The organism is Shewanella sp., assembly GCF_051658185.1.
Taxonomy (GTDB): domain Bacteria; phylum Pseudomonadota; class Gammaproteobacteria; order Enterobacterales; family Shewanellaceae; genus Shewanella.
In genome coordinates, this window is sequence record NZ_JBOFMC010000040.1 from 1 (window position 1) to 13,230 (window position 13,230).

The 13,230-nt window shown below is 49.7% G+C and carries 12 protein-coding genes; 5 read left to right on the forward strand and 7 right to left on the reverse strand.

Annotation, left to right across the window (positions count from 1 at the left end; all coding sequences use genetic code 11):
* The coding region (locus tag ACRCZA_RS01655) for a DUF3718 domain-containing protein (protein WP_438672748.1) at nucleotides 1-348 on the forward strand (348 nt) is incomplete at its 5' end.
* A 400-nt stretch (nucleotides 349-748) separates the two neighbouring features.
* On the opposite strand, the gene ACRCZA_RS01660 is transcribed toward ACRCZA_RS01655, so the two are convergent.
* The 7 genes from ACRCZA_RS01660 to lptD all read right to left on the reverse strand — a co-directional run bounded on the left by ACRCZA_RS01660 (nucleotide 749) and on the right by lptD (nucleotide 9,807).
* Nucleotides 749-2,770: a methyl-accepting chemotaxis protein gene (locus tag ACRCZA_RS01660; protein WP_438672749.1), complete on the reverse strand. Its 2,022-nt coding sequence runs from the start codon at nucleotides 2,768-2,770 to the stop codon at nucleotides 749-751.
* Between the two features lie 97 nt (nucleotides 2,771-2,867).
* Entirely contained in the window at nucleotides 2,868-3,692 is an 825-nt protein-coding gene (locus tag ACRCZA_RS01665; RefSeq protein ID WP_438672750.1) for a symmetrical bis(5'-nucleosyl)-tetraphosphatase, read from the reverse strand.
* Between the two features lie 19 nt (nucleotides 3,693-3,711).
* Complete coding sequence (apaG, locus tag ACRCZA_RS01670) at nucleotides 3,712-4,092, reverse strand: Co2+/Mg2+ efflux protein ApaG (RefSeq protein ID WP_438672751.1); 381 nt, start codon at nucleotides 4,090-4,092, stop codon at nucleotides 3,712-3,714.
* Nucleotides 4,093-4,157: 65 nt separating this feature from the next.
* Entirely contained in the window at nucleotides 4,158-4,964 is an 807-nt protein-coding gene (gene rsmA, locus ACRCZA_RS01675; protein ID WP_438672752.1) for a 16S rRNA (adenine(1518)-N(6)/adenine(1519)-N(6))-dimethyltransferase RsmA, read from the reverse strand.
* Nucleotides 4,965-4,979: 15 nt separating this feature from the next.
* Nucleotides 4,980-5,966 carry a 4-hydroxythreonine-4-phosphate dehydrogenase PdxA gene (pdxA, locus tag ACRCZA_RS01680; RefSeq protein ID WP_438672753.1) on the reverse strand — a complete coding sequence of 329 codons (987 nt, stop codon included), beginning with the start codon at nucleotides 5,964-5,966 and terminating at the stop codon, nucleotides 4,980-4,982.
* 6 nt (nucleotides 5,967-5,972) lie between these two features.
* A complete protein-coding gene (surA, locus tag ACRCZA_RS01685) occupies nucleotides 5,973-7,277 on the reverse strand; it encodes a peptidylprolyl isomerase SurA (RefSeq protein WP_438672754.1) in 1,305 nt (434 codons plus the stop codon).
* Between the two features lie 235 nt (nucleotides 7,278-7,512).
* Nucleotides 7,513-9,807, reverse strand: coding sequence for an LPS assembly protein LptD (lptD, locus tag ACRCZA_RS01690; protein ID WP_438672755.1), 2,295 nt, complete (start codon nucleotides 9,805-9,807; stop codon nucleotides 7,513-7,515).
* A gap of 122 nt (nucleotides 9,808-9,929) precedes the next feature.
* Between lptD and ACRCZA_RS01695 the strand changes: the two genes are divergently transcribed.
* From ACRCZA_RS01695 to ACRCZA_RS01710, 4 genes are all read left to right on the forward strand, one after another.
* Nucleotides 9,930-11,021: an aminoglycoside phosphotransferase family protein gene (locus ACRCZA_RS01695; protein ID WP_438672756.1), complete on the forward strand. Its 1,092-nt coding sequence runs from the start codon at nucleotides 9,930-9,932 to the stop codon at nucleotides 11,019-11,021.
* Complete coding sequence (gene murU, locus ACRCZA_RS01700) at nucleotides 11,022-11,729, forward strand: N-acetylmuramate alpha-1-phosphate uridylyltransferase MurU (protein ID WP_438672757.1); 708 nt, start codon at nucleotides 11,022-11,024, stop codon at nucleotides 11,727-11,729. It abuts the gene before it with no gap.
* 118 nt (nucleotides 11,730-11,847) lie between these two features.
* The gene (gene djlA, locus ACRCZA_RS01705; RefSeq protein ID WP_438672758.1) at nucleotides 11,848-12,636 is read left to right on the forward strand and encodes a co-chaperone DjlA; all 789 of its coding nucleotides are present in this window, start codon (nucleotides 11,848-11,850) and stop codon (nucleotides 12,634-12,636) included.
* A gap of 46 nt (nucleotides 12,637-12,682) precedes the next feature.
* On the forward strand, nucleotides 12,683-13,230 hold a 548-nt coding region (locus tag ACRCZA_RS01710), incomplete at its 3' end, for an outer membrane beta-barrel protein (RefSeq protein ID WP_438672759.1).

Sequence of the window (13,230 nt, forward strand, 5' to 3'; positions counted from 1 at the left end):
GCATCGGCTGAGGCAGATCCCTTGGTGGCGAGTCTTTGTGATTATGTCAAAGCTAATGATAAGAACCGATTACGCAAAAAACTCAAGGAGAGCCGCGTCAAGTTACGTCAGGTCTATAGCGGGATTAGTTGTGATGGTCAGAGTTTGTTGCGCACTGCACTGACGGCCAATGCCACAGATGCAGGGGAGTTTGTCGCTAAGCGGTTATCTGTCAATGAACTTAATGTGGCAGAAACCGACGGTCTGACCATTCAGGCGTGGGCCGAAGCCAATGGCCATGGTACTAGTTCGATTATTGCCGCCGTTAAGGAGCGATTAGGCGCAGGCTCTGGCGCAGAGGAAGAGTAATAGTGCTATTGGCTTAACATGAGTTTAGAACCCGGCGTAACCAATGCTAACTGAGTTTGGCATTGGTTACCCAGTTACCCAGTGAGAGACAGCGTGTGAGAGCGAACGTGAGAAAGGCGCTAGTGAATCATACCCATCCACGCGAACATCTTTCGCGCTAACGTCTAAGTGCACTCAGAGGCTGCACCGGCCGCCAAGGATAATATCCTTAGCAACCCTCAAATGATGATTAAACGCTCCCCTTCAACGCTCTCCTTTAACGCCATTTTAATCCTTTTCCGCTATACGGCAGTTGAAATGTCGCATCTTAAACTAAAGGGCGCTTTCTCTATCCCCGCTTTTGCTTAAACACCTCAGAAAAGCAGGGATTGCGGTGCGCTGGTGTCACTCAGGCGTGAGCTTATACTTTAAACTCACCCACAGAGGCTTGCAGTTCTTCGGCTAATTGAGCGACCTGCTGGCTTGATTGCGCGGTTTGATCGGCGCCCACTGCGGTTTCTTCGGAGATATAAGCGATATGTTCAAGTTTTTCGGACACTTGTTGGCTGACGATATGCTGCTCTTGGGCGGCATGGGCAATTTGCGTGCCCGCATCATAGGCCTTATGTACCGATTGGCTAATGGTTTCTAGGGCTAAGTTGGCCTGTTCGGTTTTGGTCACGCAGGCATTGGCTTGAATGCGCCCCATGTCCATGGCGGCAACGGCTTGCAGTGCTCCCTGTTGCAGGACTTCAATCATTTGTTGAATTTCGCGGGTAGAGGCTTGGGTTCGGGATGCCAGATTGCGGACTTCGTCAGCCACCACGGCAAAACCTCGGCCTTGCTCGCCAGCACGAGCCGCCTCAATGGCGGCGTTCAGGGCGAGGAGGTTGGTTTGCTCGGCAATGCCGCGAATGACATCGAGGATTGAGCCAATTGCAGCACTGTCGGATTGCACTTTGTTGATGATGCTTCCCGCCTTGGTGACTTCGTCGGCTAGGACTAAAATGGTGGCTTTGTTTTCTTCGGCGATACTGCGCATATGCCGCGTTTCTTGATCGGCCTGTTTGATCTGCGCCAGTGCTTGGTCTGCACTGAGGGACACTTGCTGGGCGCTGGAGCTTAATTGTGTCGTTGCCGTGGCGACTTGGTCTACTTGACTCTTTTGCTCCTGAATGCCGCGGGTGGTTTGTGCGGTAATGGCAGAAGTTTGTTCCGCTGCGGCAGCGAGCTGATTCGAGCGATCTAAAATTCCAATGATCAAGCCTCGTAGACTATCGACGAGGCGATTACAATTGCTCGCAAGTTCAGCAAATTCATCTTGGCCTGAGTCGTCTAATTTATGGGTTAAATTGCCGCAGGCTAGCACTGTGAGTGCGTTGTTCACTTGGCTGAGCGCGCGTTTGAGAGGGGCGACCACAACCACGCTAATAATAATGGCCACTAGGATAGCGCAGAGCACTAACACGAGGGTTCTTAGGCTCGCGGCATCAATTTGAGCGAGCGTTGCTTGGCTCATTTGGTTAGCGACCTGTTCGATACTGTCGCTAAGTTGCGTCATATCGGCATTGATGGTCTTGACTGCCGCTTCGATCTGCGTCAGTTGGGTCATTGATGCTTGGGTGTGTTGTAATTGACTGGCTTTAACTAACAGCATGGACTCTGGCCCTTCTACTAGGCGCAGCAGGTTGGCGATTTCGTCATTGATGGCGCTGAGGGTGTCACCTGCCACAATAGTTCCACTATGGCGATTAACATATTCCAGTTTATTCTTGGTTTCGCTCAGGATGTAACTGAGCTCTTTGGCGATAAGATCATGTTTACTACGCTCTTCGTTGCCAACGAGATCGGTAATCGTGGTAATGATATTGCTAAGGCTAGTATCAATGGCGCCAGCCGAGGCGGCAATGCTTTGCGCATCGGGGTTGGGGCTACTTTCGAGCTCGATAAGATCGAGCAAGTTTGACGAGGCATCATCCGCCGCGTTTTCTAGCTTTTTCTTTAAATGGATTAATTGTTCCTGTTGGCTGAGCGCCGCTTGGTGCTCGGTGAACATCGTTAGGCTGTATTCTTTAAAGGCAGTAAAGCTACTACTGAGTTTGGATACCTGCGCTAACAGTTGGGGTTGCTGCGCAACTAGCTGGGAGAGGTTGGCGATCTCATCACTGAATTGGCGACTATCTTGCTCAAATGCCTTGCGAATGTCGGGGAGCTTGGTGGAGGCTTGGGTGTAATAGGCGGTTAACACCTGCCGCTGCTGCTCATTTAATCGCTCAGCAATATGGCTGGTGGATTTAAGGGCTGGCAAGCTCAAGGTTTGCATCATATTTGAGCTGTCTTTCAGACTTAGGTTGGTCAGGTATGAGCTCAATCCGAGTAAAAGAAGCAACAGGGTAACAATGCTAAATCCGCCAATGACTCTGGTGGCCACATTCACTTTCATAGCATACTCCAATTATTATTATTTTTTCGTAGGGGAATGGCCCTTACGATGAAGGGCTAAAGTGCATAGGATTCTATCGGCCTAAGGCGGGGCTAGTTTAACTCTTTTTTAACTTTTTTTGAGTGATTTTTTGGTCACTCTCAAGATGCCACAGGGTTAAGTGTTCACCCCAGCAGCAGCCAGTATCTAACGCCTTTAATTGAGCGTCATCGACCTTGCCCATGAGTGCTGCCCAGTGCCCAAATACTAAGGTGTGGCTGCCTCGCAGGGCTGAGCTAAATTCGAACCAAGGGCGTAGTTGAGGATTGGTACAAGCGGTGGGCGGCTGTTTACAGGCAAAATCTAAATGACCATCGACATAGAGGTAGCGCATGCGGGTGAGTGCATTGATGCAAAAGCAGAGGCGGTTAATTCCTACGGCGGTGGGGTCCCAGCTTTTGGCCTGATCTGTGTACATTTGGCCTATGAGCGCTTCAAGGTAATCGGCTTGTTGGAGGGCTTGGCTGACCGCTTGCGACTCTTGCCTTAGGATTTCAAGTGACCATTGGGGGGGCACACCAGCGTGGGTCATGATGAGTGGTTTGCCTGAGAACTCTCGCATTAAGGGTTGCTGTCTGAGCCAATGGATGAGGCCGTTTAGTTCAGGCGCTTTTAACAGGGCCGCGAGATTATCACTGGGTTTATCGCGTTTGAGTTTGCCGTGCAGCGCTAATAAATGCAGTTCATGATTGCCTAATACTATCTTGGCGCTATCACCGAGGGAGTGGAAATAACGCAGCGTCGCTAAGGAATCTGGGCCACGGGCGATAAGATCGCCAACCGCCCACAATTCATCACGGGAGGGATTAAAATCCACTTTAGCGAGCACGCGTTGCAGTTCGGCAAAACAGCCTTGAACATCACCGACAAAATAATGGGCCACAGTATCCTTTCTTTTTATTTCAATGTAATAAACCAGGCGTCGCTAACCGAAAAGGCTTGATGATGACGTTAAAGCGCTCCCCTGAATCGCTGATCATGCCGTAGGAACCATGCATGATGCCAAGGGGCGTATCGAGCACTGTGCCACTGGTATATTGATAGGCGGTATTGGGGGGAATCGTTGGCGTTTCGCCGACCACCCCTGCACCCTTGACTTCACTGGTGTGGCCATTGGCATCGGTAATGATCCAGTGGCGGGTTTCGAGTTTTGCTGGCGCTTCGCCAAGGTTGATAATCGTGATGGTGTAGCTAAAGAGGTATTTTTGATCCTCGGGCGAGGACTGTTGTTCAATATATTCTGTTTTGACTTCGACCTTAATAGAGGTTTCCAATGCGCTCATGCTGCTTCCTACATTGACTTGGGCACTCCTAGGGAGTGCCCATCACTCTTGGACTCGTGATTACGTTAGGCTTTTTTGTCACAGACCATATTGGCCATGGCCACGTATTGCTCAACGCTTATCTGTTCTGGGCGTTGGCTTGGATCTATGCCTAATTGCTCAAATTCTGCGTCGGTTAACATATGCTTAAGATTGTTACGCAAGGTTTTACGGCGCATGTTAAAGGCGGTGGTACACAGTTGGCGCAGTACGTTGACATCTTTGCAGGGGTAAGGTTTTTCACTATAGGGCAGCAGGCGCACGACTGCAGAATCCACCTTCGGTGCCGGGGTAAAGCTGTGGGGCGGCACTTCGAGCACGGGAACCACTTGGCAGAAATATTGCGCCATGACCGTTAAGCGACCATAGGCTTTACAGCCCGGGCTTGCTGAAAGGCGCAGTACCACTTCCTTTTGCAACATAAAGTGCATGGTTTCGATCTGCTCGGCAAATTCGAACAGATGGAACATCAACGGCGTAGAGATGTTATAAGGCAGGTTGCCAAACACTTTTAACTTTTTCCCGCTCTGACGGAGTTGGCCAAAGTCAAACTGTAGCGCATCACCTTGATGAATCGTCAGCTTATCTTTTAACACCGGGTGTTGGTGTAAGCGTTCAACCAGATCGCGGTCAAGCTCGACCACCGTCAGATTATCCACCGCCATGGCGACGGGTTCCGTTAAGGCGCCAAGGCCGGGACCGATTTCGACCATCACATGGTCATTATCGGGGGCGATCGCGCCCACAATGCGATTAATCACATTGCTGTCGGTTAAAAAGTTTTGTCCAAAACGCTTTCTGGCCGTGTGGCCTAAATGTACTTTGTTGCTCATTAATAATGTAATCGTTTAGTTTTTTGAGGATAACTCAATGGCTTTATTCAAAGCGCAGACAAAACTGCCAATATCGGCCTTGCCTGTGCCCGCGAGATCGAGCGCCGTACCATGGTCAACCGAGGTACGTATGTAGGGTAAACCTAAGGTGATGTTTACCGATTTGCCAAATCCCTGTGACTTGAGGACGGGGAGGCCTTGGTCGTGGTACATGGCCAAGACAACATCGGCGTCCTGCAGATATTTAGGCTGGAATAGGGTGTCGGCGGGCAATGGCCCGACGATATTCATTTGATATTCCTCGCGCAGCTCGTTAAGCGCAGGGATGATGATATCGATTTCTTCCCGCCCTAAATGTCCATCTTCTCCAGCATGGGGATTTAAACCGCAAACGTAGATTTTTGGCGAGTGGATGCCAAATTTGTGCTGCAAATCCGCATGAAGGATTTTGATAATATGGTGCAAGCGCTGGCGAGTGATGGCTTTTGCCACGTATGCCAGCGGAATATGGGTGGTGACAAGCGCCACTTGCAATCCTTCGGTTGCCAGCATCATCACTACATCAGGGCAGTTCGCTTGATGGGCAAAAAATTCAGTATGGCCACTAAAGGAAATACCCGCTTGGTTGATAATGCCCTTATGCACGGGACCGGTGACAACGGCATCAAACTCGCCGCTCATGTTTTTCTCGCCGGCGTAGCGCAGGGTATCCACCACGTAAGCACTGTTTTGGTCGTTGAGCTGGCCACATACCGCCTCGGTCATTAACTGAAATGGCGCAATGGTTAAGGTGCCAGCCTCTTGGGGCTTGGGTGCCTGGTTAGGTAAGTACGGCCTAAATGTGACCTGTAGCCCGAGTTTTTTAGCTCGACTGGCTAATAATTGCGGGTCTACACAAACGACTAACTCAGCGGGCCATGCCCGCTGAGCCAGTTGTACGACTAAATCGGGGCCGATACCAGCAGGTTCTCCTGGGGTAATGGCAATACGTTTAGTGGTCAATTCGACTTAACCTCGATTGGTCTCTGGTTCAAAGACTTCAATGTATGCGTCTGAACGCATTTCGTCTAGCCAGTTTTGCAGTTCTTCATTAAATTTGCGACGGAAGATCAACTGATGTGCCCGGTTGCTATTAAATTGATCCGTGGCATCGGTTTTGCGACGCTCTTCGAGCTGAGTGATATGCCAGCCGTGAGTGGTGCGAAACGGTTCGCTGATTTCATCTTGGCGTAAGCTATTGAGTGCTTGCGCAAACTCAGGCACGTAAATCCCTGGTTCTGCCCAGCCGAGTTCGCCACCTTTGGTCGCTGAGCCTGGATCTTCAGAATACTGGCGCGCTAAGTCTTCAAATTTCGCTTCTCCTGACTTAATTTGTTTTAAGAACTGCTCAAGCATGGCTTTGGCGCGATCTTCAGACAGGATCGGTGAGGGTTTTAGCAGAATATGGCGGGCTCTTACTTCTTCAATTTCTTTCGTTTGCAGGCCGCGGGCATCCATGATTTTGATGATGTGAAAGCCTGCGCCGCTTTTAACTGGGCCGATAATATCCCCGGTTTTAGCGCCAGTGATAATTTCGGCAAATAGGGTCGGCATTTCGTTAATGTTCATGTAGTCCCATACGCCGCCTTCAAGGGCTTTAGGACCTGATGATGAGGCAATCGCGGTACGGCGAAAATCTTCCCCAGCCTTTAAGCGTTCGAGCACGATGTTGGCACGTTTGCTCGACGCCTCGAGTTGCTCACTACTGGGATTTTCTGGCACGTCGATCAGGATGTGGCCGAGTTGGTATTCGACATCTTTCATCCCTTGTTCTTGGATCAGTTTGACTAGGCTGGTGATTTCTTGAGGAGACACCTGAATACGGCGTTGTACTTGAATGCGCTGAATTTCACCTAAGGTGATTTCTTGACGCAATTGCTCGCGGTATTGGCTAAAGCTTAGGCCTTCGCTCTCGATGCTTTGTTGCATTTGGGCGACCGACACTTTTTGCTCGCGGGCAATGTTTTCAATTGCTTGATCTAATTGTAAGTCACCAATATGTAACCCAATACGCTCGGCCATTTGCAATTGTAGGCGGGTCAAAATCAAGCGCTCAATGACCTGAGTGCGGAGTGCTTGGTCAGAGGGTAAAGATTGGTTGGCCGCTTTCGCGTTGGCTTTGACGGTGTTAATCATGTTAGTGATTTCACTTTCGAGCACAATGCCGTCATTAATTTGTACGGCAACTCTGTCTAGCGGTTGCGGCGCGGCCAATGTCGGTTGGCTGATAGCAAGTGCAAATAAAGCAAAAATCAGATGTTTACTGGGTTTCATCCACAAAATCCTTGGCACGTTCTAAAGTCAGGTTTGACGGCTTAATTGGGTTAACTTTATCATCTATCACAAATCTTTATGCATTACCTGCCGTTGGTGGTCGGTAACGCAGGCAAGCGGGCAAGGTCAACCTCATTGGTGTTTTAGCCAGTGCTGTTAAGCCAGCTTGCCGTGCTTGTTAAGCTGTTGGACTGTGCGTCCTACTCGAGGTTCAGCAATCTATCACAATTCTTGATTAATTCCTCAGATAAAGCGGTTTTCGGTAGTTAAATAGGCCGTCATTGAGCATGTCGGTGACGCCTAATGGGCCCGAACCACCTAAGCCTTTGATGACTAAATTCAAGTAAACCCCACTTTCAAATCGCTCGCGCTCGCCACCATCCACTGGGCCGATATTATCGTCATAGTTGGTTTTAATGCGGTAGTTATAACTGAGGCGTAGCGCGTAGCAGCAGGATTCATACTGAAAGCCAGTGTAGCTTTCAATATTACGCTGCTCATTTAGGTCGTAGTACCAGTTACCGACAAAATAGAGGCTATCGCTAATCGGCCACGCGCCGCGAATACCTGCTTGGGAAATATTCACTAAATTGTTGGTATTTGAGTTTAATAGGTCCGGCACATAACGATAGCTAAGTTGCAGTAACTTATTGGTTTCTGGCCGGTAATCTAAGGTAACCTCGGTTTTTTTGTTATCACTGGTGTTGGTATCGTATTGAATGCCGGCCCCTAAATACCAATTTTGGCTTAGGCGGGTATCTAACTCGGCGGCCAGTATGGAGGTTGACTGATTTTGCTCGAAAATCACGTCCTCGTAGCCCATTTTACTGTCCTGAAGGTAGAAGATTTGCCCTAGGCTAAACTTGGTCACTTCTTGGTTATGATCATCAAATAAGCGGGTGGTGACACCGAGGGTGACTTGATTGGCATCAGCAATCCGGTCAAGCCCTGAGAAGCGTCTATCGCGGAATAGACCAAAGTAGTCATCCTGTAATTGGGCGGTATCGTAAATACCAATGCCGCGCTGATCCTCGTAACCGACGTAAAGATACTGAAATTGTGGCTCAAGGGTTTGGCGATAACGCTGCTCAAAAAATTCGGTTGCGCGCTCAAAATTGATTTGACCATTAATGCGCACTTGAGGAATGGTGCGGTTCACGGTTTCATCGAGCACTTCATTAGGATTGAGGTTGGTTTGCCAATAATGAGTTTGCAACAACTTAATTTGGCTGGTTAGCGAACCTGATGGGCCATGGAGCGGCAGGGTGACCGTTGGCGCCATGTGCAGCCGGGTTGCCGTATTGATGTTGTTATCCTGATGGGCAAAATTGGTCAGCTCCGAGTTAAAGGTAAAATCGAGATTGTTCCAAAAATTGACCGTCCGATAATTAAAGTTCACCTGCGGCATCACTTGGTAGGGTTTTTCGTCCTCACCGAGTACTTTGATATCCTGTACGCGGGTGCTTAAGTCCCAATGACGTTCAAAATAACTGATCTCACCAATACGCGAGAGTTGGTTATCGGTCGCACGGTTGATGTCAGACTTTAAGTCGTTGAAATAGTTGTTATCTGAGACTTCAGTAAAGTTCGCCAGTACCCGCCAGTTTTTATCAATCGCGCCTTGATGTTGCCAGTGGTACAGGTAACGGTCTTCATTGCCATCGAGCATGAGATCGTTATTCAAGTATTCAAAATTCACTTGGCCCTTTTGGCTTGCCCCCGAAAGATAACGAAACTCGGTTTTGGAGAATAATCCGCGGTTAGTCATGTAGCTTGGGGTGTAAGTGAGATCATACTCTGGCGCGATATTCCAATAATAGGGCACCGAGATCTCAGCGCCATTCGTGGTGCTGGAGCTAAAGCTCGGATACAAAAAGCCGGTCTTACGTTTATCCGACACCGGAATGGTCATGTAAGGAATATAGAAGACCGGTACACCGCGGATCTTCAGCCTTGCGTCCCAAATTTCACCCCATTCTTCGGCACTATTGATTTTGATTTTGTCTGCTTCGAGTAGCCAAGACACATTGTCCGGTGGGCAGGTGGTGAAGTTGGTATTCGTTAAAATTAAATTGTTATTGTTGGTGATTTGCAGTTTTTCAGCATCGCCATTGACCTGTTGTCCATGCAGCCAATATTGGGCACCGGTGAGGGTGGCCTGATTGCTACGCATTTGGGCGGATAAAGAATCGGCCGTTACGGTAAATACGCTGTCCTGAAACACCAGATTGCCATTGGCATCAAATTGTTCGGTGCTTTGGTCTAGAATGGCTTCGTCGGCTGCAATGTGCCTGTCGCCTTGGCTAAATGTGACGTCGCCGCTAAACACCGCCTGTTTGCCCATCTCAGCGCGAGTGTGATCAGAGATAATGCGGATGTTATTGCGGTCAGCCGTACTCATCCCCGGCTGCGCAGTGATACGGGGTACTGGCGGTTCGATGACGCATTGCGATGCCGTCGGCGTGGGAGATTCGTCTGCCAGGACTAATTGCGGTAACAGGCTCAAGGCCAGAAAATAACGGATCTGCATCTTAGGTCAATAATGAATTCTTAGTCTGGACAAGTATCGATGGTGAAAGTGGCACTGTACAAGTGCAGCAAGTGCAATACGGCTAAATAAATCTCTCAATTTCTTAGCTGTTTCCAAATTACATGCCAGCTATAATAAAGCAATTTTTCTTTAAGAGCCATGAAATGACTTTATCCGATCCGAGATTTATTTCCCTAAGCCAATGGCTGAGCCGTTATTTTTCTGCAGATGTCACCCCCATGTTGATTTCAGGCGATGCCAGTTTTCGGCGCTATTTTCGGGTCATGACTGCGCAAGGTTGTTTTATTGCCGCTGACTCCCCCGTTCAACTGGTGCCAATTACCCCGTTTATCGCCCTGTCCCATGCGTTTGCTGCGGCCGGACTTAAGGTGCCTAAGGTCATCGCCGCCGATACTGAGCAGGGCTTTATGTTGCTCACGGATTTGGGGGATACTCAATTACTCTCGGTCTTGAATGTGGATAATGTCAGTGAGTATTACCAGCAGGCGCTGGCATTGTTGCCCCAGATTGCTAACGTGGTGGCAAGTACCGATCCTACTAGCGGTGAGATCCACGCTCTTGCGCAGTATGATGAGGCATTTGTGCGCCGGGAGTTGCAGATTTTTATAGAGTGGCTGATTGGCGAGCATTTACAGCTTAATCTCACGGTGGATGAGCAGGCATTATTAGACCAAAGCTTTGATATTTTAGTTGAAAATGCACTGGCTCAACCCCAGGTCGGCATGCATCGCGATTTTCACAGCCGTAATCTGATGCTTAATCATGGCGACCTTTGGGTGATCGATTTTCAAGACGCGGTGCTCGGCCCTGTGACCTATGATGCAGTATCGTTGCTGCGAGATTGCTATATACGCTGGCCGCAGGCTATTGTTGCCGATTTAATGCAGCAGCATTATCAGCAAGCATTGTCCCATGGATTTATCCCTGCTCAGACCGAGTTTAGTGAGTACCAGCGTTGGTTTGATTTGATGGGGTTGCAGCGCCATATCAAAGCGGCTGGCATTTTTGCGCGGTTACATTACCGCGACCATAAACCCGCTTATATGGCAGATATTCCATTAACATTAAGCTATATCATTGATATTGCTGCGGCTTATCCAGAGTTAGCCCCTTTTGCCAGCTGGGTGCAAACACGGGTTTTACCGGCATTTACGCCATTACTGGGCGCGCAAGCTGCGTCAGAGGATTGCTAAATGAAAGCCATGATTTTAGCGGCGGGGCGGGGCGAGCGTTTACGGCCGTTAACCGATACTCTGCCTAAGCCCTTAGTGCCAGTATTAGGCAAGCCGCTTATCGTGTATCACATTGAAAAACTTGCCGCGATTGGCATTGTTGATATCGTAATCAACCATGCTTGGCTTGGTCATAAACTGGTAGAGACCTTAGGCGACGGTAAGGCATTGGGGGTGAATATTCGCTATAGCCATGAGGAAAACGCCTTGGAAACCGGCGGTGGCATTAAGCAAGCTCTGCCTTTGCTTTGCGACGGTGCGACGGATGACCCTTTTTTGGTGATCAATGGTGATGTGTATCTTGATGCGTTGCCGCCAATACCCTCGATGGCCGCGCAGACGCTAGCGCATTTATGGTTGGTACCCAATCCGGCGCAACATCCCCAGGGGGATTTTGCGTTAAGTGGCACCGTGGTGTTATCCCAAGGCGAGCCGAGTTATACGTTTTCAGGGGTAGGTTTGTATCGCCCGTCGTTTTTCAAGGGCGCGCCTGAAGGGGCATTTGCACTTGGGCCACTGTTACGCTCACAAATGGGCAAAGGTGTGGTCAGTGGTGCGCTATTTACGGGGCTGTGGTGCGATGTCGGTACCCTTGCTCGATTACAGGCACTTGAGGCCCATTTACGCTTGGGAGCTAGCCCGCAGGGGGCCGAGTCTGTTGAGCATTAAGCCTGTTATTCAGTTTATTGAGCATTCAGTTTATTGAGTAGCACAAGTGCAGTTAGCTGCGATGGATCCCGATGGATTAATCGCACATCCAATACATTTTTTTATAGCAGGATTGACGATGCGGCTTTGGGGTAAGTTTTTTGGTTTTGTCATTGGTTTTATGTTTGGTCGATTCTTTGGCGCGATGCTGGGATTATGGTTAGGCCACCTTTATGATAAACGGGCTGCTGCCGGTGGCGGGTTAAGTCAGCTCCTCGGGCAGGCTCAACATCGGCAGAGTCTCTTTTTTAATACCACCTTTGCGGTGATGGGCCATGTGGCCAAGGCATCGGGCCATGTTACTGAGACTGATATCCGCATTGCGACCTTGTTGATGGATCAGCTGCGCCTGACTGGCGAGGCCCGTAAAGAGGCCCAGCAGGCGTTTCGTGAGGGGAAAGCGCCGGACTTTGACCTTAAAAGCAGTTTGCATGCCTTTCGCGCCGTGACCATGGGGCGCAAAGAATTGGTGCAGATGTTTATTGAGATCCAAATTCAGACGGCCTTGTCTGACGGTAACTTAGATCCTGCCGAGCACGCTATCTTGATGACCGTCGCCCATGAATTAGGCTATGGCCGCGCGCAGCTCGATGAACTGCTTAAGCGTTGGCAGGCGGAATACCGTTTCCATCAACAAAATGGCGGCAATCCCACATCCATTAGCGATGCCTATGAGTTATTGGGCTTAACTCCCGATGTTAGCGATCAAGAGGTGAAGCGTGCCTATCGCAAATTGATGAATGAACATCATCCGGATAAATTAATTGCTAAAGGGCTACCGCCAGAAATGATGGAGCTGGCCAATCGTAAGGCGCAGGATATTCAGGCCGCTTACGATAGGGTCAAAACCGAGCGCGGCATGCGCTAACCCTGTGCCAGGTAACGGCATGTGCGAGTCCTAAAAAGGAGTGAGGATGAAATACTTAACGCCGTGGTCGATGCTCAGTGTATTGGGCGTCATGTTAACTGCGCCCCTTAACGCCGAGACGGCCTTGGTGATTGCGCCCTATGGCGGCTATAGCTTAGGGGGCGGGCAATTTGATCTTAAGCAGGTAGATGGCCAGAGTCTTGCGCAGACCTCCCATAGTGATAAGGTCAGCATTGATGAATCTGGGCACTATGGGCTTATGCTGGGCTTGACTACCGCCGATCCTGGCAATATCTATCTGTCATTTAGCCGGCAATCCACCGATCTTGCCAGCGCGGGGATGTTTAGTCCAAGGCTCATCACTCCCCTTGTGGTGGATTATATTCACCTAGGCGGGACTCTCTATTTCCCTAAGGGCGATGTACAGCCTTACATTACCGCCAGTGTCGGCGCGACACGCATGCAGCCAGAGTTTTGGTCGAGTGAAACGCGGTTTTCGCTGGGGATTGGCGGCGGGGTGGAATATCGGCTGACCCCTTACTTGGGCTTGATGGCGGATCTGCGTGGTTATGCCACCTTTATGGATAGTGACAC

Bases quoted from the DNA above. Each gene is read 5' to 3' on its own strand.
- ACRCZA_RS01660 (WP_438672749.1), bottom strand. From the start codon at position 2,770: ATGAAAGTGAATGTGGCCACCAGAGTCATTGGCGGATTTAGCATTGTT.
- rsmA (WP_438672752.1), bottom strand. From the start codon at position 4,964: ATGAGCAACAAAGTACATTTAGGCCACACGGCCAGAAAGCGTTTTGGA.
- djlA (WP_438672758.1), top strand. From the start codon at position 11,848: ATGCGGCTTTGGGGTAAGTTTTTTGGTTTTGTCATTGGTTTTATGTTT.
- apaG (WP_438672751.1), bottom strand. From the start codon at position 4,092: ATGAGCGCATTGGAAACCTCTATTAAGGTCGAAGTCAAAACAGAATAT.
- ACRCZA_RS01695 (WP_438672756.1), top strand. From the start codon at position 9,930: ATGCCAGCTATAATAAAGCAATTTTTCTTTAAGAGCCATGAAATGACT.
- murU (WP_438672757.1), top strand. From the start codon at position 11,022: ATGAAAGCCATGATTTTAGCGGCGGGGCGGGGCGAGCGTTTACGGCCG.
- lptD (WP_438672755.1), bottom strand. From the start codon at position 9,807: ATGCAGATCCGTTATTTTCTGGCCTTGAGCCTGTTACCGCAATTAGTC.
- surA (WP_438672754.1), bottom strand. From the start codon at position 7,277: ATGAAACCCAGTAAACATCTGATTTTTGCTTTATTTGCACTTGCTATC.